This window comes from Paenibacillus sp. AGC31, from assembly GCF_057334655.1.
The window spans coordinates 60,668-82,262 of record NZ_JBHFJH010000024.1 but is presented as its reverse complement, the minus strand read 5'-3'; the positions used below and the strand labels follow the sequence as shown (position 1 = coordinate 82,262).

The following is a 21,595-nucleotide window of genomic DNA, read 5'->3' as shown; positions in this document are numbered from 1 at the left end:
TACTCATAATATACGTGGTTTGGGCTTATCCCATTTCATATTTTCAGGGACAACGTAGAACTTGGCAGGAAATTTGGTGGTCAATCCATTAAAAGTGAGTTTTACGAGACAGCAGATTGTGGAGAAGAAATGTTATCAGGTAATACGTGGAAAATAGCTATGCGTGTCATTTTTTATATAAGACTTGTCTGAAAAGGAGTAATGCAAAAAGGACAAATCGGAGCTCATCCGGTTTCGTCCCTTTTGCGTTGGTTCATCATTTTCGTGCTTCCACTACCTCAGTTTGAACAACGACTCCAGCGAAATGCGCAAGTCAGGACACACGACGGATTGAATCGTTTCCTGCTCTGTATATAGATGACGGGTCTGGTAACTGCCATCCTCCAGCGTGTACACATGGACGGTTTGATTGCCGGGGTCAACAATCCAATATTCGTTCACACCATATTTCTGATACAAGTTAAATTTTTCGTTGAAATCCTTTAACGCAGTAGAAGGCGATAACACCTCTATAATTAAAGAAGGTGCACCGTGGCAGCCACTTTTGGAAATCTGGTCTTTCGAGCACACCACCGATAGGTCAGGTTGTACAATTTGATCTGGTACATCATATTGTTCATTTTCGCTAAAATACACATCGAAAGGGGCTACAAACACGAAACATTTCCGATTCTGATAAAAAAGTCCGCAAGGAGAAGTACAGCTCACCCACAATAAACTGGTGCGATGAAGTAGGTACTGGCGACATATTAAAAGCTTTGCCGTTAATTAATTCCCAAGATCCTTCCCATGTTAACCAATCCTGAAAGTTATAAGTACCTTTATCGTCGGGTTTTGCCACACTTCCATCCTCCTCTTCCAACGAACCGTAATTTATCTCCATTATAACATTGTGTTTTGCGCCTTTTCACACCATGCCTCTTATTATGAAAAGATGGATTCCGGTTTGCTCCGCGTGGTGCGTACCTCTACAACTTTCCCGGCACAACCATTGTCGCCCTTCGCCTGGAACATTACCGTAACGCTGTCTTTGCCTGATGTAACCGCCTCAGGAATATCATAGGTCACATAGAACACTTCGCCGATTTTGTTCATGTGAATTCGCTGCTCACCAACGAGTGTTCCATCCACGGTAATGGCGAATTGTCTGTCATATAACGTACCTTCCCATCCAAACGTGGAATGATCTCCGCCCCAATAGGCCACACATAGATAATTGGATGCCGTTCGATCCACTGCCAGTTGGTAACTGAAGTAAGCCCCATTGACGCCAAAAGCTTCTCGCCACATATGCAACTTCTTACGTCCATCTGTGGTTGAACCGTTGTGATGCTCACCCCGGCAGTTGCTGTCCAGTTGATGTCCAATCTCATCCTGCTGACCGTCAGCTTGAACCCTGTCGATCGTGATATCGTTCAATTCTTTCTCCAGCGCATCTCCTTCATCGTTAAACGGCCAGTAAACGGTATAAAATTCATGATGCACATCATAGAAAGGAATGAGCTTCACGGCTTCGCCCGTCGAAGTGACATCCTTGCTAAGTTCAAATGTTAACGTATCTGCATCTACAACCTTAATCCACTCTCGTACATCCTCCTGTTCTGTCCAGATCACAGGTACGGAAGCAGTCTTGGGATTCAGCGCTGTTTCGTCCACAATCGTATCCTCAGGGAGCCCCTCGTTTCCTAGTGCACCAGCGAGCACTATTGGTCCGTACAGGAATGCCACTTTGTGGGCATCATCCCGTGAAGTGTACTGGCGGAGTGACATCGGCAGTGTGATTGTGATGACATCGCCCGCTGTCCATGTGCGGTCGATGGAAAGATAGCCGGGTTCCATCCGTGTATACGGATGCTCCGTATCCCCGTTGACGGTTGCCGTCATTGGCTCTTGTAGCCATGAGGGCAACCGTAGTCTTAGATGGGCCGAGGCGCTGCCTCCGGTGATCGTCAGGGTTACCTTTTCCGAATAAGGAAAGTCGGTTTCGAGCTTCAGGGATATACCCTGAGACGTCCAATCCAGCTGGGAAGCGATATACAGGTTGACGTACAGGTCTTGCTCGTCTTCGAAATAGATGGCCTCGGCATATTTGCCCGGATTCTCCATGCCTGATCCTGTACAGCACCACCAAGCCGTATCGTGTGTACCATAGATTTTGTAGTGACCTTGCAGCGTTGAGGCAAAATACGTTTTGTTCCCCGTATCCGGGTCCTGCGTGCCCAGGATGTGATTGTAGAGGGCGTTTTCATAATAGTCCATGTAGGCGCTATCGTGATTCCAGGCGAAAAGTTGTTTCGTCAGATGCATCATGTTGTGGGTACAGCAGCTCTCTCCTGTCTTGATCCCGAGACTCTCCATACCCTTCGCTTCATAATGCTCCGATATGCTCGTTGCACCAAATACGTAAGAACGATGATGCACCGTGGTGTTCCAGAAAAACTCTGCCGCTGTCCGATAACTCTCATGAGTATGGTCCTGATTGTAGATTTCGGCTGCACCGATCACTTTGGGAATCTGCGTATTGGCGTGTTTGCCTTGAAGATCGTCCTGTTTGCGCTCCAAGGGTCTCAGGATCAATTGATGGGTGAACTTGTTAGCAATCTCAAGATATAAGGCTTTGCCGGTAATCCCATACAAATGTGCAAATACTTCATTCATGCCCCCGTGTTCACTTTGAAGCATCGTCTGCATCTGTTCTTCTGTCATCGGGAGCAAACCTTCTACTGCCCAATCTGCAAATCGAGTAACCACCTCAAGTGCCTGTCCGTTGCCAGTCAGTTTATAGGCATCAATCAGGCCGCGATAGATTTTGTGCACACTATACCAGGGAACCCAGTATTCACCGATGTTGAATCCACCGATATTCTCTGCTCGAAAAGCCATGTGGAATGCTTCTTCGGACAAACCGCCGATATATCCGCTCCCCGTAGTCTGCTGGATTCTCGCCAGTTCGGTAACTGCATAATCCAACGTTTCTTTTAATGTAATATTTCCGGTAGCTTGATACGTTACAGCCAGCGCCGACAGATAGTGGCCGAGGGAATGCCCGCTGATGGAACGTGCCTCCCACCCCGCGTAGCGTTCTTTTCGGGCCGGTAACCCATGAGCTTCGAAGCATGGAGCCAGGAATCGATCCATATCCAGCGATAACAGGTAACGCTCCCCCACTTCTTGTGATGTTTGGAACACACCATTTAACAGATCTACATGTTCCGGTCCCAGAAATCCTTTTTTCGTATCAATCATGACACTCACTCCTTCTCGGGATGTAATAGATATCCATTCATTCTTGAGGGGTAAAATCCGTGTTCTGTTCCATAAGGCTAATACTCAACAATCTACTTCAGAGCTTGAATATCCTCATATTATCAAATAAAATACAATTACATCAGACTCATAATCCAAGAAAAGGTGGATAAATCCGTCCTATGCAAAAGCCACTGGAACATTACCTGTGCGGCAAGTTCATATCCGAAGGCAACTGGAGCCACATGAGACGCAGCATGCCCGTTCACGAGATCATTTTGATGCTGGAAGGTGAGATGTACATCGCGGAAGAAGAGAAACAACATGTCGTTCGTGCCAACGATCTGTTGTTTCTGCGCGCTGGTCGCACCCATTACGGTTACCAGATCAGCGACGCCCCCGTCAGCTTTTACTGGGTTCACTATGATGCCATGTTGCCAGAATTCAACCGGTTTAGGACACATGCCACAATACAGGTCCCTTCCATGGCCAATCAGTTATTCAAGCAATTGCTGCATGTGTCATCCTTCTCACCCGAGGAAGCCAACGCTGCTTTGTTATTGTTGTTCAGAGAACTGGAGCGGAATATAGAGGCGGATTATCGCCCGCACAATGCAATTGTGGACCATATCTGTAAGTGGGTCGATATTCATCTGCATACAAACATCACGGTGAGTCAGATTGCGGAAAATTTTAATTTTAATAAAGACTATATCTCCAAAATGGTGAAACGTGAGAAAGGTACTGGACTCAAAACCTATATCCTCACAGAACGAATTCGCCGGGCGAAACAATTGCTGCTGAACACCAATGCCAGTGTAAAAGAAATCGCCGGACAATGCGGCTTCTCCGACTACAAGCTGTTCCTGCGCATGTTCAAACAATACGAAGGCAATACGCCAACCGAATATCGCAATCATCTGTATTCCACACAGCTTAATCGCTGATGTGCTCTGATCCATAGAAATGACTGAGTTAACTATAGAAAATTCGAATTAATCAGATGGAGTCAATTGTGGTAAAATGCAAGAAAACTATATTCCACACTTTACCTATAAGAGAAGAGGAATTATACAATGACAACGGCTGCCGTTACGATTCATCCTGCCACAGAAGCAGACCATCCAGAGATTGTAGATATCCTTGTTGCAAGTTATGCCGAGTATCGGGAGACTTTTGAGCAAAATGAACGATGGGAGGCCTACCTAAAAGATATTCGAGAGTCTGTGGTTAATCCGTACCTGACACAATTATGGATCGCGAAGATTGATGATCAGATTGTTGGTACAGTCCAATTATTCGAAACAGCACGCAACGCTTATCCCAACTTTGAATTGCCAATTGATTATCCGTTTATTCGGCTGCTGGGTGTTGATCCAAAATGGAGAGGTCACGGGATTGCCAGAGTATTGCTCCAGCAATGCGTAGATTCTGCCAAAGAAATGGGCAAAAATATGGTGTATTTATATACGGGCGGTCAGATGGTCAATGCCATCCGTTTATATGAGCGTTTTGGATTTACAGAGGATGAGGAATTCAGCTCCGAGAGTGGCGGGGGCAAGGCGATCTGTTACCGTTATGATTCCTAGTGATAGTGTTGGGTAACAGCAACACGGGATCAGCCAGCCGAGAATGAAATGTAAAAAAGACCGATCATCTTCATGACGGTCTTTTCTACGTTTATAAATGATCAATCAGCATCTGAAATGATGCATCGCTATTGATTTTTTTAGCCGCCAATCTCCACCAAAATCTTCGCATGGCTCTTGTCGCTCATCAACAGTTCAAGTCCTTCCTGCACGATGTCGTCCAGTTTGATTTTCTTGGTAATGACCTGTTTCACATCGAGAGATCCTTCCGCAATTAATGAAATTACTTCAGGGAAAATGTGGCGATAAGCCAGCGTTGCCGTCAGATTCGCTTCTTTGACCAGAAGATCGAAGAAGTTCACTTGAAGCGGATTGGGTATCGCAGCGATGACAACAACTTCTCCACCTTTTTTGACCACCGCAATGGCGCTGTCCATCGTTGGTTGCACACCTGCTGCTTCATAGGCCACATCGATGCCACCCGATTGTTGCAAGATCACCTCGGTTGCATTGACTTTGGCACTGTTCACCGGAATCGCTCCCAGCTTGGCTGCCAGGTCCAGACGTTCCCCAAATACATCAACTGCATAGATTTCAGAGGCTCCTGCTGCTTTGGCAGACAGAATGGTCAATAATCCAATTGGACCTGCTCCGTATACAGCTACCTTGTTCCCCACTTTCAACTTGCTGTGACGAACCGCGTGAAAGGCTACTGCCGTAGGCTCTACGAGCGCGCCTTCTTCGAAAGATACGTTATCCGGTATGGGATGAACCATGTATGCTTCAACAACAACATACTCTGCAAAACCACCATCACCATTCAGTCCAACGAATCCAAATTGAGTACATTGGTTATAACGACCCTGGATACAGTATTCGCATTTTCCACAGTGGTACAACGGCTCTACCACAACACGATCCCCTACGCTGATACCGCTTACATTACTTCCCAATTCACTCACGGTTCCTGCAAATTCATGACCCAGTGTCAGCGGTGCTTTTTGTCCTGAGAGCGGATGATTCTCGCCTTCTTGAATCCCCACACCATGATGATAGGCATGCAGGTCACTGCCGCAGATCCCTGCATATTCCACTTTGATTTTGACCTGACCCGCTTGAGCAACCGGAATATCCCGCTCTTCTACACGCACGTCTTTATGGGCATACCATACTGCTGCTTTCATGAAGTTCATCCCCTTTGTATGATTGTCTATATATTATATCGCTGTTCATGTATTATTCATATTTATAGATACTAATGTTAACATTAGTTGTATTAATGCTAAATGGAGATGAAATCATGAATCTGGAACAGCTCGAATATGTCGTTGAAATCGCGAAAACGCAATCATTCTCCGCCGCCTCGGAGCATCTGCATGTCACACAATCGGCGATCAGCCAATCGGTTCATCGTCTGGAGAAAGAATTGGGTATCATCCTGTTCGAACGCTCGCGGCAGGGAACTCATCCCACTCCCGAAGGAAAACAATTCATTGCCAAGGCACTGGACATTTTGCAGCGGATTGATGAATTGAAATCCCTGAACGCAGAAGCCTCCTCTCTTAGCGGAGAGCTTCATGTGGCTACTTTTCCAAGTGTCATGCCCTATCTTGTCCAGTCTGCTGCGGATATGAAGCGTGAGCACCCGCAACTTAACATCTCCATTGAAGAGAAAGGGTCCATGGAAATCATCGAAGATATTCGCAACAACAAAACCCATCTGGGCTTTATCGCGATCTATGCGAAACAATTGCGGGAATTCGATGGACTTCACTTCAGTCCCATGTACTCGGGCAAGCTGGTCGTCGGTACTCATCACCTGTCTGAACTTGCCAAGCACAGCCGCGTTACACCGGATCAATTAAAAGAACACAAACTGGCACTGTATCGAGATGGTTTCATTGAAGACTTCATCAAGGAATTCACGTATGATCATGGATCTCTGTCCATTCTGTTCAAAACAAATAATTCAGAAGCCATCAACATGGTGTTAAGAAACGATATTGCCGCCACAATTGGTCACGACTTTTCCTTTCACCAAAATTCCTTATGGAAAGAAGGTCTGGTGAAGATGGTAGAGATCGCTGGAATTGATCAACCGAAAATGCAAATTGGCTTCGTGCAGACGGAATCCAAGGAGGTCGCCGTAGCCGCAGAACGATTCGCCCGACGCTTCAGACAGGCGATAGAGCTGGATCATTTAACAGTTTAAATCTAAAAAAGTGCTCCACCCTTTGAATGAAGTTTGGGATGAACACCAACTTCTCCAAGAGTGGAACACTTTTCTGACTACCTCTTGCGTTACTATTACTACACCTTACTCAAACTATACTTTAACTTTGCGTACGGCTTCACTCATCTCGTTCGTCTGCTGCTCCAACATGGTTGAGGTCTGCGCCACTCTGTTGAACATGGCCGACTGTTCACGCATCAAGCGATAGATTTCATCCGAATGATCCGATACCCCGGCTGATATCTGCGAGATCGTATTGACGGAGGCTGCAGCCTCTTCCGATCCTGCCGAGATTTCCTCTGCCGCAGCGGAGACTTCCTGAATGCGGCTGGTCACCAGTTGGAACGCATCAACCACATGGGCGAAAGCTTGCTCCGCTTCTGCGGTAATTGTAACCCCTTGTCCAATCTCGGTTGCAGTAACCCCCATCTGTGAGCCAATCTGTTGTGATTCTTGTTGAATACGAAGCAGCAAGTCGGAGATCCGTTCCATGGATGTGCTTGAGGCCTCTGCAAGCTTCCGAACTTCATCCGCCACAACCGCAAAACCTTTGCCGTGTTCTCCTGCATGTGCTGCCTCAATGGATGCATTAAGCGCAAGCAGCTTCGTCTGACTCGCAAAATCACGAACCATGTGCAGGGCACCACCAATTTCCTGGGAGTAGTTATTCAGCACCTGGACCATCGCTACAACTTCACTTGAGACATTTGAGATGCTCTCCATCTGTGTTTTCATCAGTGTCATGCTCTGTTTACCAGACTCCGCCGTAGCAAGTGCACTTGTTGCTGCATCAGATACAATCATCGAGGATTCGGAAATATCCGTTATACCTTTTGCAATCTCTTCCATCGCATTCGCGCTATCGCTTGCACCCTGCTTCTGCGTATGTGCACCCTGCCTAATCTGTTCGACAGATTGATCAACCGTCTTGCCCATCTCAAGCATCTCTTCGGTACTGCGATTAAATTCCTTCGTTGATTCCGATAAAATATCTGTGGTTACTGCTACGCCTTCAACCATGTTACTCACAATCTTATTCAAGTTCCCGGACATATGTATCATCGCTTGATATGTTGTTCCAATCTCATCTTGGCTGCGTAAACGATACGACGTCAGAATTCGATTAGCTTCTGCAAGCTCACCTTGTGCCATCTTTTCCACACTCGCCTTCAGCGGTTGAAGTGGTCGCAGTCCTCTTACGATAAACCACGTGACAACAGCAATGCCTATAAGTGTAATTAAAAGTAACAAAGCATAGAAAGGAATACTCGATTTCATAATATCCGATTCAATACTCCCGATCACCGATACCGCCGTATCAATACCAATTATACCTGTTACAGCGCCATTACTATCCAGCATGGGAGCGTAAGAGGAAATATAGTCTCCGTACTCCTCATTGTTAATGATCGAAGAACTGGCTGTTTGCCCCTGCAACAGCTTCTGAACAGCCTCCTGAGGGACATCCGTTACTTCATTAATCGGTGAGGCTTTATCTGCATCCTTCATGCCGTCCACCATAATTAGTGGCGTACCTTTTTCATCTATTTTGACAAAATACACATACATTGCACCAATGCTTACGCGAAAGTCATCCAGTTCATCACGAATCTTCAAGAATTCGTCATTCTCCTTGGGGTCCTTGGCAAACTCGGCATAAGATGCTGTATCCAGCTGATTCACATAACTCTGAGCAATCTGGATGTTGTAACTCGAAATGGCCTCCTGTGCAGCTAGTTTCATATTGGCCACCTGTAACAGCATGCTTCCAACGGCTATAATCGTAATGACCAATGTGACTACTGCAACAATGCGCACAACCAAACGTTTTCTAAAAAAACCAATCATCCGCTCCTCTTCCTCTCCCGTGAACCCAAGCCTTTTTGACTAGTCGCTACCCAAAAAACGCATGCTTGAAGCACTATGTATGGGAAAATAGTAAACGAATATGTCGAATTAGGCAAGAAAATATTGGGTTAACGTAAAAACGCTATCATAGCCGTGATAGCTTTATTCATTGGAGTTGCATTCAGGCTTTATCTCAGTTTGTTTGCCAAACAAAATCTGCGTCATTATAACTGACCATGCAGATATTAATTACAGGTTTCTTTCATAAGGAATTCATGAGTTATGTTTATTCGGTATTAGGAGTTTTGTGTATACACTATTGAGTTATCTGTGTTGAATATAAAGTTCATTTTTTACATCCTTTACACGGAGATTGCATTTTTCAGATTGAATCAACACATGTACTATAATAATGGAAATTAAATGAGGGATGGTGTTTCTCAATTGAAAACTTTTTATTGTGATCTGGAAATTACCTTGGATGTCATTGGTGGAAAGTGGAGACCTCTTATTCTGTATTACTTATTAAAAGGTCCTAAACGGACCGGTGAATTGAAAAGGCTCATGCCAACAATTTCTCAGAAAATGTTAGTCCAGTCATTACGGGAGTTGGAGGGTGATAATCTGGTTATAAGAAAAATGTATAATCAGGTACCACCAAAAGTGGAATATTCAATATCAGAAATGGGTATGTCACTTGAACCCACTCTGCGAGCTCTTTGTGAATGGGGTAAGAATTATGCAGAGAAGACATTGAGCAAGGATGAATATCAGAGAATAAATGTAGAATAGAGTAATTTCAAAAACCAAGTTATTTTGTACTTCGTCCCAATTATCACCTTTTAGTTACTATATAACCTAAAAGTACGTACTATTTTAAAAGTAATACATGGTACATAATGAGACTTGTGACCATGAAGAAAATCAAAAAATAGTAATTCTAATACGCGTTTCAAAATTTAAACCTGGTAAGGAAGGAGTTTTCTGCGACAGTCTATGGTCATACAACTGGTGAACGATCGGAGAGTAATGATTAGATTAGTTTCTAATTGTAAGATTTACAGCAGTATATTAATAAAAGTCCAAAGGGGTTATTAATATGGGTAAAATACTTATTACTGGAGCAACAGGTAATCTCGGTAGCAGGACACTAGAGCTTCTTCTTAAAAAAGTTCCGTCAAGTCAGGTCGCTATATTGGTCCGTGATCCGGAATCTGATAAAGTGGAAAGGTTTGTTAAAGAAGGTGTGAAAGCTTACCAGGGCGACTATTTTGATTATAACTCCCTTCTGCGAGCTTTTAGTGGTGTTGAAAAAGTGATGCTTATTTCCGCGCAAGCATTTACCGACCGCAATACGCAACATTTCAATGTAATCGCAGCTGCAAAGCAGGCTGGTGTTAAACAAGTCCTCTTTACGTCGATCATACGAAGAGAAAATTCAAATCTTATTGTGCCCGAAGTATCGACGTCAGACCTATTTGCTGAACAAACACTTAAAGCATCTGGATTAGCCTATACCATTCTGCGGAATCCACCGTATCTTGAAGTCATGCATTCGTATTTCGGAGATGCGCTTAAAGTTGGCGTGCGAGTACCAGAGGGTTCCGGTAAAGTAGCCGCTGCATCTCTGGATGATTTGGCGGCAGCCATCGTAGCCGTTCTCACCCAAAACGGGCACGAAAATAAGTCATATACTCTAAGTGGCAGCGAGGGAAGCTCTTTTGCAGACATCGCTGCAGCCCTCTCGGAGATTAGTGAGATAAATATCCCTTATGAGGCAATTAGCGAAAAAGAATATATAGACACTATGGTAACAAATGGCTTACCTGTTCTTATGACTGATTTCTTATTAGGTTGGGTGCGAGGAATCAACACTGGAGAATTCTCGGAGACGTCTGGGGATCTTGAACGTCTGATTGGCCGAAAACCAATGACATATAAGGAATTCTTTAGAATCAAATCTCAGTTTTCTAAAGTTGAAGATTGAAAGCTGACATGTTACTAACCTGACTCTAAGAAAAATCAGAGTTATTTTGAACGTGTTAACGTACATTCTAGCAATCGGTTCTGGTTATAGAACAAAATATATTCGCTCACTTGCTGCTCAACATCCGCTTTTGCTAACTGCTTCATTCAAGTAATTTTCTCAGTCTTTAAATGAGAGAAGATGACTCGATACAGGCATTGTCCAGGCAATTCTCACGCCTAGAGTGACTTCTTAGCATTCCAAGTTGTTTCAGTTTACTGTTGTAGGGCTTAGAAGTGTATAAAATAGGGACTGCTGAAAGCAGTCCCTATCTTACTTATAAAGTTTTCTCATTAATTATGACTACCTAACCATACTAAACTGTTCGTCCATTCGTCTTCCTGAATCGAATCAGAGACCAGATAATCAGCAACGCAAGCACGGCAAGACAGATGCTAATGCTGAACCGATTACCTTCATCAAACACAAACATCACCGCAATCACACTGAGACATAGTACCACGACTCCGGTTATATAAGGGAATCCCCAAACTTTGAAGGTCGGTTGAACCGGATATTTCTTCCGCAGTTTCAACTGTGATGAGGCAATACAGATCCACACAAGGATTACGACAAACCCCGGAACTGCGAGCAATACGCGGAACAGTTGATCCTGCGCGAACAGGCCGAGCAAGGAACCTCCAAGCAAAACTACTGAGCACACCAGAAGTGTGTTAACAGGGCTACCGTTGCGATTGGTCTGTGACAATGCCTTCGGAGCTTCCCCGCCCACTGCCATGGAGTGCATCATCCGAGATGCACCATAAATCCCTGAATTCGCAGCAGACAGAACTGCCGTCACCAAAATAAAGTTCATTATATGTGCTGCTCCCGGCAGGCCTGTAGAGGCAAGCACCTGTACAAACGGACTGCTCTCCGGCCCAATTTCATTCCATGGGATAAGACCACAGATGATGAGAATCGGCAAGGTGAAGAACAGAATAATTCTGAGCATGAAATTGCCCACGATTTTGGGCATAACTTTTTCTGCATTTTCCGTCTCGGTCAGGGTCAGACCAATCAGCTCCGATCCCCCGTAAGAGAACATAACCACAAGCAGTGCCGAGAAGATCGATGACCATCCGTTCGGGAAGAAGCCTCCTGCTTGCGTATAATTCTGCAGATATGGCGTGTTATCACTTGGGATAATACCAAAGATCAACCCTGCACCCAGGAAGATAAAAATAATGATCATGGCAATTTTGATCCCGGCCAGCCAAAACTCAAATTCCCCGAACACACCTACACTTAACAGATTAACGAGTATAATGAACGCCGCACAAGCCAGACTCAGCATCCACAGCGGTACTTCCGCGAACCAATACTGCAAAAAACTCCCGGCAGCAATCACCTCAATGACACATACCGATAACCATAGAAAGCAATACATCCATCCCATAACAAAGGATACTCGGCTACCAAATGCCTCCTGCACGAAGTCTTTCATATTTTTGTTCTTGTACACCGTAGCCATCTCAGCCATCGCGGCCATAACAACCAGCAGCAATAATCCAGCAAAAATGTACGTGACAATCACGCCCGGACCTGCGAGTCCAATCGTCTCTGCGCTACCTTTGAAAATCCCTGTTCCAATGACACCACCCATAGCCATAAAACTGATGTGTCTTGGTTTAAGCTTCTTCTGTAATGTTCCTTCTGTCTGAGCCAATTCAAGTCCTCCTGATGTAAAAAACGTCTGTAATGCTGTCTTGTTTCATAGACATAATGTCCAGTATACCCTATTGTCCATCAATCAGCCCAGAAGTTCCTTATGGCCAATTCATCCCAAACGTATAGGGACATAACCTATGTTTTATACCCCACAATCGCATGAAGCAATCTGTGCACAATCCAGGTTAGCACCACAGCAATGATGGGACATAACATAAAGACAGCAAACAGCGGATTCATATGATCGAACAACCAATATATCCTGCACGACTCCCTCCACATTCTTCGTCACAAGGCCACGTTGCTTTAATGCTGTATTATTTAGTTTATTCTACTCGTTTTCCAACTCTTAAAATGTACGATATGTTGCACAATAAAAAAAACCAGCATCCTGTAAAAAAACAGAATTCTGGTTTCTCATGCGATTCCACTTAGATTGTTTTTGTCATAAACATGCTGTTCGGGTCCAATATATAATCTGCGAATGGTTCGCAATATTCGAAACCGAAGTCTTCGTACAATTTCCGTGCCGGGATAAATGAATCCATTGAACCCGTCTCCAGACTGATTCGCTTATAACCACGGTCTGTGGCAACCTTCTTAATATGAGCCAAAATTTTTCTCGCTACGCCTTTTCTCAGATGAGCCGAAGCGGTACGCATCGACTTCAACTCTGCATGGTCTGAATCAAGTTCTTTGATAGCCCCGCAGCCGAGCAAGTCGCCCCCTTCCCAAGCACACCAGAAAGTAATTTCGGGCTTCTTGAGTCCATCCAGATTCAACGCATGTATACTCTCTGGAGGCGAATCTACCGCCATCCCTTGCAAGTGCTCCGCAATTAAAGCCTTAACTTGGACTCCACTCAAATCATCCACTTTGATCTCCATAACGTACCACTCCCGCCGACATTTTTATTGTTTTTATCACTGAATGTATATCAATCATTTCATCTTACTACCGTGTTAGGTTTTATGACAAGAGGTTGCTTATATCCACTGAAATACGCTATTGTGATTCACCTATAATTTCCAGTATGATGAGGCTATCAGATGCCAAAGGGGCGAGGTCTATTGCGAATTATACATAGAGTTAAATGTGAAACCAAGGTGAAGCCATCTTAACCTATTTTAAAGGAGACCCCTATGACACTAAGTACGGACAACCTGTTTTATAGCCAACGATTAAAAATGACGCCCCCACGTCCTGAAGACGTGGAGACCATGCTGCAATGGAACGAAGACCCGGAGTACCTTCGGAATGTGGATACTGATCTGGCCATTCCCTATTCAGAGAAACAGTTGGAAGATGAGGGCGAAACGAAGAACAAGGAAGTTTACTTCAGACTGCGCACGCATGAAGAGGATACGCTGATTGGTTTTGTCGTCATTCACAGCATTGAATGGAATAACCGCTGCGGACAACTTGCTATTGGCATCGGACTTGCCAAACATCGTAACAAGGGATATGGTACGGAAGCGTTGAATCTTATTTTACGATATGCGTTCCATGAGATGAATCTGGACCGGGTTGGCCTCGACGTCATCGCCTACAATGCCAAAGCAATCCGTTCCTATGAGAAGGTTGGTTTTCAGTTGGAAGGTCGGGCACGCTCAGCTGTATATCGTGATGGTAAGCGTTACGACCGCTTGATGATGGGAATTCTAAGACCAGAATGGGAAGCACACAATCAGATCCATACGGAGGGTGAACAAGCATGACCAAGAATGCAGAAGTCACTGAGTTTATTGAACAGATTCAGATACCTTGGCAAGTACAAATCGCTGAACAACTGCGTCAGTTGGTACATGATTCCATCCCTGACGTTCAGGAACGCGTGCAATACAAGAAACCTCATTTTCTAAAAAACGGGAAGTACGCTGCGGTCATCTCGCCATCCAAACAGGCCGTATCCTTCACCATCTTCCATGCAACCGGACTCGATCTGCCCGATGGGATATTCGAAGGCCCGGAAGAGCGCAAAACGATCAAGCTCAAGGAAAAAGATACGCCGGATTATGAATGGCTGTCGGGACTGCTGAAGCAGGCATCTGCAGAATTGTAGGAAAATCTGACGTATATTAAATAGGCATCCCATGAAGTTCAAGAACTTACGGGATGCCTCATTGCTTCCACCATCAAGATTGCTGGTACGATACGGCGGTCATCTGGCAAGGCTCACATATGAACATGTAATACATACCCTCACCATATTCCTCAACCTCGCCCCAATCCAGTTGTGCGACAGCCTTCATTCTCGTGGAACAGCGTGGACATGTTGGGTACTCCGCATCCTGAACCCATCCTGGATGGCCGCCGACCTGAGATAGCGATGGTTCCATCGCCCACTCACTGGCATGGAATGCATGACGTGATGCATTCGCAATTCGAAACTGCCGGCCAACATCCGGTGCAAATTTACCATAGTCGTCCAGGTCAATCTCGTCCATTCCCACAGGCATGACATTATGTGAACTCCATATCGGTTCCCCTGCTACGTCCAGCTCCATGTAAACCACACCGTAACTGCTGCATATCACGCAAGTCTGTATCTGAAGTTGCTGGGCATGCCAAGACACGTCCTTCAGAGCGGGATGTTTAACATCCAGACTAATTAAGGTGGTTAACGCATTGCCACACCATGGACAGCAATTTTTGCTAGGGTTCAGCATCGATAGTGAATTTCCGGTTAACTCCACGTTAGCTCCTTCATTCTCTTTTACTTTATAGAGTGAATAACTTGGGGTGGTGAATAATTCCCTGCGCTGCCCGTCTTTTGTAAGCTCCCAACCAGCTTCAGTGGTGTAATGCTCTGGCGCCACGTACAATTCGCTCGCCCAAGATGGCGGAGACTCTCTCCATTGCCGGAACTGCTGCACGACAACATCATCCCCGATATGGGCCAGCATGAGCAAAATATGGTTCCGATTCTCATCATCGGTGTTCACCTGCTGCAAGAGACGATCACGAACCTCACCCGAGGCACCTTCATACAAAATGGCAGGATAATAGATCTCCTGTTCCAGCAGCTCAGGAATTTCAGCAGTCAACGATATATCATGGTAGCAGACCAGATATACCAGAATGTCTTTGCCCGTATCTTCATCACCTGTACGAATCCGTTGCATCGCGTAATCCTTCATCTGATCTTGTTGCTCTACAGACAAAGACAGATATACCTGTTCCTCGGATTGTTCATAGGGTGTATAACGAATTAGTGGATCGCGAACCTGAGGTTTGTGCATGATTTTCAAAATTTCGACCGGGTCTGTGATACCTGCATACAAGTTCACGTCACGTCGATTCGCTTCAATGTATCTCTGGCGCTCCTCACGTTCCATCTCCTGTTTGCAAGGCATGCAATAACCACCCGTTTTCGCTGCTGTTGTTGGTAAAACGGTATTTGCACACCCCTCCCGTATACACGGAATTCGTTCTGTCATATTCCAACCTCCTTCAACTATCGGCAATGGAAAACACGCCACAATGTGACGTGTTTGTCCCTTACTCCATATTTAAATGCTGTCGGTCTTATATCGCAAGACGCAATCAGTGATGTCCCAACTGGTCCTTGGTGAATTCGTAAAAGGCAAGCGCATCTTCACTGCTGGCAAAGCCTGCCTGAGCTATCTTTTCACTGCCGCCACCTTTGCCTTGGTATGCTCCAAGATTGCCTTTGAAGAAAGGTCCACAAGCCCATTCAGGCGGTTGGCCGTTCTGTGCCAGAACTACTTTGGCCTCCGAGATGCTCACAAAGAGTACAAGCCCCTCATGGTCTGCGGTCAGCTTGGTGGCCAGGCTCTGCATATCCTTGAGCGATTTGTCTTCAAAGACCTGAGCAATCACCAGCCCTTGCCGAGCGGCCAGAAGTTCCTCCGCATAATAGGCATCATTCGTTGTTTTCACTGCATTCAGCTCAGTTTGCAGCTGCTTTTGCTCCAGTTCCATTTTCTCAATACGCTCCAATAACTCGTCCTTACTTGTCTTTAATTTAACCATGATGCTGTTGAGCACATTTTGTGTAGCTGTGAATTCATTCAGCGCCCTTGTTCCACATTTGAAATAAATGCGGGTGCCGCCCTTCACTTTTTCGGTTTTCAACAGTTTGATGATCCCAATCTCGCCTGTCGCCGACACATGAGTTCCACCGCAGGCGTTATACTCCACACCCTCGATCTCAACGATGCGAATGTCTTCCGTTACCGTAGGCTGCTTCACCAGTGGTAATTGTGCAACCTCTTCTGCTGTAACCCAGGACGTGTTGATGCGAGCATTACGATAGATCTGACGATTCACTTCTTGTTCAATGGCGGTTAATTGATTCGCTCCCAGTTCAGCCGCAGCCACATCAATCGTGTCATACTCCGTACCAAGATGGAAACTGAGCGTCATCGCTTCCGTCAGCTTTAGCGTGATTGCCGATAACAAATGCTGACCCGTATGCTGCTGCATATGATCGAATCTTCGCTCCCAGTCAATCTCACAATGTACTTCGTTCTGCTCAGGGGTGCGTTCCAGCTTATGCCACACCTCGCCCTCTTCGATGTTCACATCCAGAACAGCGATGCCGCCAATTTGTCCCAGATCACAAGGCTGTCCACCCCCATGCGGGTAAAAAGCAGTCTCCGCCAGCGTGACATATACACCGTCTTCCTTCTCCACTTTGCCTGTAATTGTTGTATGCCACTCTCTTGTATAAGCTGAGTCATAATAGATTTTTTGCGTCATTGAATCATCCCGATCCCTTCTCGTTCAAATGGGTTTTCATAATCTCCAGATTACACTATCTGGAACCCTCAAGCCAATTTATGGCATGCAAAATTGCTTTCCATATCCAAAAGAACGCTCTGTGAGCGAAAATACTTTTTGAATAAGAAAGAAAAATTTTGCAGGAGGATGCTCGACATTGATCAAAAAAAAGCAGAGTGAATAATCACTCTACTTTCTGAAAACTGTTTTAACAAACAACTTTTTATGAAGCCCTGTATCTAATAGATCGCTATCGGTCCGTACGGACCATCAATAATTTCAATTTTCGTTTCAAAAATATCTGTTAAAATTTCGGGGTCCATCACTTCTTCTACGGTTCCAAAAGCGGCGATTTGTCCATCTTTCATCGCACATATTCGATCTGAATATTTGGCTGCAAAATTAATATCATGCAAAACCGTCAGAATGGTTCTTCCAAATTCATTAGCGGCATATCTCAAATGCTCCATCATCCGAACAGAACGAGCAACATCCAGATTGTTCAGAGGCTCGTCCAAAAGTACATATTCCGTCTCCTGACACAAAACCATGGCGACATAAGCTCTTTGCCTCTGACCACCAGAAAGCTCATCTAAATATCTATTTTCCAGATCAGTTAAGTCTAGAAAATCAATATATTTAGAGATAATAGCTTCATCCTCATCCGTTAATCTTCCCTTAGAATAAGGAAACCGTCCGAATCCGGCAAGTTGTCTAACGGTAAGCCTTGTGACGAAATGATTTTCTTGTCGTAAAACCGTTACTATTTTAGCCAAGTCTTTTGACTTGGTCGTAGAAACATCCATATTGGCAACCTTAATTTGACCTTCATCCAAATCCAAAAGTCTTCCGATCATGAGAAGTGTCGTCGACTTCCCCGCACCATTGGGCCCAATTAAAGAAGTAAGACCGGCTTTGGGTATATGAATATTCAAAGGGCCTATCTCTACCTCGGTTGCATAGGTTTTTTTGACATTATTGATCTGTATCATAAAGAACCCTTCCTTAAAATCACAATTAAAAATGTTAGTCCGCCAACCAATTCTATAATAATGGAAACAACACCTTGGGCATTGAAAACATGATTCATAATAAAGTATGCACCGGTTAAGATCACAAACCCTATCGCAAGAGCCATTGGGAAAACATATCTGTGATCATAGGTTTGCGCGGCCTGATAACTCAAAATCGCAACTAAAAATCCATAGAATGTAAGTGGTCCAACCAAAGCCGTCGAAATGGCCATCAAAATGGAAACCAGAACCAGCGTATAAATCACACTACTTTGATGTTTAGTTCCCAAGGAAGTCGAGACATCCTTACCCAGCGACAGTACATTTAACCTCTTGGCATTAGCAAGCAGCAGAATTGCTGCAATGATGACGATAGGAATCGCAATCGGGAAATAGGCAGAATCCGCATTATTCACGGAAGCAAACATTCTTGCCTGTAAAATATCAAACTCGGACGGTGCAAGAAGTCTTCTCATAAACGAGGATACGGACCTCAGCCCGGTGCCAATGATAATGCCGACCAGAAGCAGAAGTTGTAAATTGCCGTATTTTCCGGAAAGCAGCCATCCATAAAGAATCAAACACATGATGACCATTGCAGCAACTTGATATAAAAAGGAATCAACACCGCTAAAATTCAAAAATACCGTAGCACCAAGGAAAAATATAGTACTCGTATGAATGGTTGAATAAATAGCATCAAAACCTAAAAGGGACGGAGTTATAATTCTGTTATTCGTAATCGATTGAAAAGCAACCGTGGACAAACTTTGGCAGATTGCAGCGATCAGCATTGAAACCAGAGCAACTACCCTTCTTGTAACAACAGGTATGAAAGAAGGCGAAGACACAGGGACCGGATTGTTATAAACCAGTAGTCCAACCGATGCAAAAACGCCCAGAACAATTAATGTTATCAGCAAAATCCAATAGCGCTTTTCTTCTTTCTTGGTACGGAAGGCTCTAGCTGATCTTTTTTTAGGACGACGGCTAGAATCGATTTCGATACTCAGTGGATTTCTACTTGCTAAGTTGCTCATCTTACCCTCCTTGTTGACCGCCTTTGTCTTAACAAAATGACAATGAATACGACGGCTCCCACTGTTCCAAGGATCATCGAGACAGGTATTTCAAAAGGCATAATAATGACACGAGACAGGATATCACACACAATGATGCTGCCCATCCCTAATAAGCACACCCATGGCAAATTGCTCCTGAGATCGTCCCCCCTAAACATGGAAACAATATTGGGGACTATTAACCCTAGAAAAGGCAAGTTCCCAATGACCGCTGCAACGATTCCAACGGCTAGTGAAATAAGCGCAGTACCCAAAAGAATGATCCTGTCATAATTTACGCCAAGACTGGTAGCGACGTCTTCCCCTAGTCCGGCTAATGTCAGCCGATCAGCAAAAACAAATATAAGAATAGTCACCAATACGATGAGCCATAAATATTCATACCTGCCAATTTGCACAGATGAAAAGGAGCCTGCAAACCAGCTTTCGATATTTTGAGTCATTTGGAACACAAGCCCGACGAAAGTTGAAAATGCAGAAATGACAGCTCCAAGCATCATCCCAATAATCGGGACAACTAAAGACGAACGGAGTTTAACTTTCTTTAGAAACATAAAAAAAATCATCGTCCCTATAAAAGAAAAAATGATTGCACCAGTCATTCTTAGCGTTAAGCTCGGGGCAGGAAAGACCAGATAAATAAACATGATCCCCAGTCCTGACCATTCCATTGTTCCGGTTGTGGTAGGTTCCACCAAGCGATTCTGTGTAATAAGCTGCATGACCAGTCCTGCCATTGCCATGGCGGCACCGGTAAGCATTAATGCAACAGTTCTTGGGACACGAGTAATGAAGAACATCTCCATTCCATCCGCTTGTCCTCGTATGTCATAGACTCCAATAAGCAGTGATGTAATGCCTAAAATAATAGTGGCTATAATCGCAATGATAAAAGGTATGGTCCATAGCTTTTTGGGGTTATGACGCTGGGGTTGAGAATTCTCAACCCCAGCTAATTTTGGTATTAAATTTTTCTGCACTGCAGCATACTCCTTTTTACTGTTTAGCTAAAGCTTTCGTAAGGTTGTTAATCAACTCCAAGAAAGTTTCGATGGATTCATTGGTGTACGTGTCGTTTGGAGCATAAACGATTTGTTTTTGAGTAATAGCAGTGGTGTTTTGCAGAGCAGGTGAATTATCAATAACGTCCTGAGCCGGAACGGCACCTTCTTCAGCAGATACAGCTGCATCCCGATCCAGTACGAAAATCCAATCCGGATTGCTTTGGGCGATCGCTTCAACAGAAATATCATCACCTTGATGATCAGAAGAAGATTTGTCCACTTCTAGTGCTGGAACCCAGCCGAAAATGTCATACAACGGTCCCCACACACGTCCAGTAAGCGGAGCCGAGAAACCGATGTTTCCACCAGAAACGACAACACTCATAATTTTATCTTCACCATTATAAGCAGCCTTAGCTTCTTCAATAGCTTTATCAAAATCAGCAATCAGTTGGGCAGCTTCTTCTTGCTTTTCAAAAATTTTACCTAGATTGGTTGTTGCATCTTTAAGTCCATTAACAAAGTTTTCCCCAGGTGATGCTGTTTCTTCAAGCTCAATATTAAGGTCTATTACTGCTGCATTAGGTACTAATTTTTTGATGTCTTCATAAAAGCCAGCAAATCGTTGACCAACAATGACAAGGTCAGGCTGTATTGATGCCAATAGTTCAAGGTTTGGTTCGCGATGATTTCCAATATTTATTACCGATTCATCCGCCACATATGGTGAATCCGCAGGCATTACATCCTTCGGCGCTGCTGCTAATTTGACGCCCCAAGTGGACAGAGTCTCAAATGTTCTGTTATCCAGAGCAACGACCTTCGTTGGATTTACAGGCACAGTTACCGTTCCATGAGCATCCGTAATTTCAACTGTTGTGGCTGTAGCTGTAGTAGCAGCATCAGAAGTTGCAGCCTCTGTATTAGCCGTATCCGTCGAAGCAGGTTCATTACTTGAACAAGCTGCCAACACCAAAGTTATAGCTGCAACCATGATAAACATTAATTTTGAAGAAATAGACTTTCTCATTTAATTTATATCCCCCTAGATTTAGAAAATTTGGATTCCAACGCAGCGTACTGTGTTGGATAAACTCAGTATCATATACCTCCTCAGACGTAAATTTAGAGAATAAA

At 44.5% G+C, this 21,595-nt stretch carries 19 protein-coding genes; 7 read left to right on the top strand and 12 right to left on the bottom strand.

What is annotated here, in order from left to right:
* Positions 1–273: 273 nt before the first annotated feature.
* Together ACE04G_RS08185 and ACE04G_RS08180 are read right to left on the bottom strand one after the other, a co-directional pair.
* On the bottom strand, positions 274–657 hold the full coding sequence (locus ACE04G_RS08185; RefSeq protein ID WP_486094357.1) for a Uma2 family endonuclease: 384 nt from the start codon (positions 655–657) through the stop codon (positions 274–276).
* Between the two features lie 267 nt (positions 658–924).
* Entirely contained in the window at positions 925–3,246 is a 2,322-nt protein-coding gene (locus ACE04G_RS08180; RefSeq protein WP_339306967.1) for a beta-L-arabinofuranosidase domain-containing protein, read from the bottom strand.
* Positions 3,247–3,428: 182 nt separating this feature from the next.
* Here ACE04G_RS08180 and ACE04G_RS08175 point away from each other — a divergent pair, with 182 nt between their 5' ends.
* Complete coding sequence (locus ACE04G_RS08175; RefSeq protein ID WP_221818853.1) at positions 3,429–4,193, top strand: helix-turn-helix transcriptional regulator; 765 nt, start codon at positions 3,429–3,431, stop codon at positions 4,191–4,193.
* 129 nt (positions 4,194–4,322) lie between these two features.
* Positions 4,323–4,835, top strand: a complete 513-nt coding sequence (locus ACE04G_RS08170; protein WP_221818852.1) for a GNAT family N-acetyltransferase — start codon at positions 4,323–4,325, stop codon at positions 4,833–4,835.
* A 140-nt stretch (positions 4,836–4,975) separates the two neighbouring features.
* Here ACE04G_RS08170 and ACE04G_RS08165 read toward each other — a convergent pair whose 3' ends face one another.
* Complete coding sequence (locus ACE04G_RS08165; RefSeq protein ID WP_221818851.1) at positions 4,976–6,019, bottom strand: 2,3-butanediol dehydrogenase; 1,044 nt, start codon at positions 6,017–6,019, stop codon at positions 4,976–4,978.
* A 116-nt stretch (positions 6,020–6,135) separates the two neighbouring features.
* Here ACE04G_RS08165 and ACE04G_RS08160 point away from each other — a divergent pair, with 116 nt between their 5' ends.
* Positions 6,136–7,047 carry a LysR family transcriptional regulator gene (locus ACE04G_RS08160; protein ID WP_221818850.1) on the top strand — a complete coding sequence of 304 codons (912 nt, stop codon included), beginning with the start codon at positions 6,136–6,138 and terminating at the stop codon, positions 7,045–7,047.
* 114 nt (positions 7,048–7,161) lie between these two features.
* On the opposite strand, the gene ACE04G_RS08155 is transcribed toward ACE04G_RS08160, so the two are convergent.
* A complete protein-coding gene (locus tag ACE04G_RS08155) occupies positions 7,162–8,916 on the bottom strand; it encodes a methyl-accepting chemotaxis protein (protein WP_449005200.1) in 1,755 nt (584 codons plus the stop codon).
* Positions 8,917–9,360: 444 nt separating this feature from the next.
* On the opposite strand from ACE04G_RS08155, the gene ACE04G_RS08150 reads away from it, so the two are divergent.
* Together ACE04G_RS08150 and ACE04G_RS08145 are read left to right on the top strand one after the other, a co-directional pair.
* Positions 9,361–9,708 (top strand): winged helix-turn-helix transcriptional regulator, encoded by a 348-nt coding sequence (locus tag ACE04G_RS08150; protein WP_313771415.1) that lies wholly within the window; start codon positions 9,361–9,363, stop codon positions 9,706–9,708.
* A gap of 307 nt (positions 9,709–10,015) precedes the next feature.
* Entirely contained in the window at positions 10,016–10,903 is an 888-nt protein-coding gene (locus tag ACE04G_RS08145) for an SDR family oxidoreductase (protein WP_221818847.1), read from the top strand.
* A 355-nt stretch (positions 10,904–11,258) separates the two neighbouring features.
* On the opposite strand, the gene ACE04G_RS08140 is transcribed toward ACE04G_RS08145, so the two are convergent.
* Positions 11,259–12,611, bottom strand: coding sequence for an amino acid permease (locus ACE04G_RS08140; protein ID WP_215075598.1), 1,353 nt, complete (start codon positions 12,609–12,611; stop codon positions 11,259–11,261).
* 433 nt (positions 12,612–13,044) lie between these two features.
* Entirely contained in the window at positions 13,045–13,500 is a 456-nt protein-coding gene (locus ACE04G_RS08135) for a GNAT family N-acetyltransferase (protein ID WP_449005199.1), read from the bottom strand.
* A 255-nt stretch (positions 13,501–13,755) separates the two neighbouring features.
* Between ACE04G_RS08135 and ACE04G_RS08130 the strand changes: the two genes are divergently transcribed.
* Both ACE04G_RS08130 and ACE04G_RS08125 read left to right on the top strand, forming a co-directional pair.
* Positions 13,756–14,331 (top strand): GNAT family N-acetyltransferase, encoded by a 576-nt coding sequence (locus ACE04G_RS08130; protein WP_339182190.1) that lies wholly within the window; start codon positions 13,756–13,758, stop codon positions 14,329–14,331.
* Positions 14,328–14,675, top strand: coding sequence for a DUF1801 domain-containing protein (locus ACE04G_RS08125; protein WP_221818844.1), 348 nt, complete (start codon positions 14,328–14,330; stop codon positions 14,673–14,675). Before ACE04G_RS08130 ends, ACE04G_RS08125 begins: the two co-directional genes overlap by 4 nt.
* A gap of 73 nt (positions 14,676–14,748) precedes the next feature.
* Here the strand turns inward: ACE04G_RS08125 and ACE04G_RS08120 are convergent, their stop codons facing one another.
* The 6 genes from ACE04G_RS08120 to ACE04G_RS08095 all read right to left on the bottom strand — a co-directional run bounded on the left by ACE04G_RS08120 (position 14,749) and on the right by ACE04G_RS08095 (position 21,488).
* On the bottom strand, positions 14,749–16,053 hold the full coding sequence (locus tag ACE04G_RS08120; RefSeq protein ID WP_449005198.1) for a DUF1963 domain-containing protein: 1,305 nt from the start codon (positions 16,051–16,053) through the stop codon (positions 14,749–14,751).
* 106 nt (positions 16,054–16,159) lie between these two features.
* Complete coding sequence (locus tag ACE04G_RS08115) at positions 16,160–17,338, bottom strand: alanyl-tRNA editing protein (protein ID WP_237176853.1); 1,179 nt, start codon at positions 17,336–17,338, stop codon at positions 16,160–16,162.
* A 260-nt stretch (positions 17,339–17,598) separates the two neighbouring features.
* Positions 17,599–18,351: an iron ABC transporter ATP-binding protein gene (locus tag ACE04G_RS08110; protein ID WP_449005197.1), complete on the bottom strand. Its 753-nt coding sequence runs from the start codon at positions 18,349–18,351 to the stop codon at positions 17,599–17,601.
* Positions 18,348–19,412, bottom strand: coding sequence for an iron chelate uptake ABC transporter family permease subunit (locus ACE04G_RS08105; RefSeq protein ID WP_449005196.1), 1,065 nt, complete (start codon positions 19,410–19,412; stop codon positions 18,348–18,350). The genes ACE04G_RS08110 and ACE04G_RS08105 overlap by 4 nt, the downstream gene beginning before the upstream one ends.
* A complete protein-coding gene (locus ACE04G_RS08100) occupies positions 19,409–20,419 on the bottom strand; it encodes an ABC transporter permease (RefSeq protein ID WP_372238406.1) in 1,011 nt (336 codons plus the stop codon). Before ACE04G_RS08100 ends, ACE04G_RS08105 begins: the two co-directional genes overlap by 4 nt.
* Before the next feature lie 31 nt (positions 20,420–20,450).
* On the bottom strand, positions 20,451–21,488 hold the full coding sequence (locus ACE04G_RS08095) for a siderophore ABC transporter substrate-binding protein (RefSeq protein WP_449005195.1): 1,038 nt from the start codon (positions 21,486–21,488) through the stop codon (positions 20,451–20,453).
* Positions 21,489–21,595 lie beyond the last annotated feature (107 nt).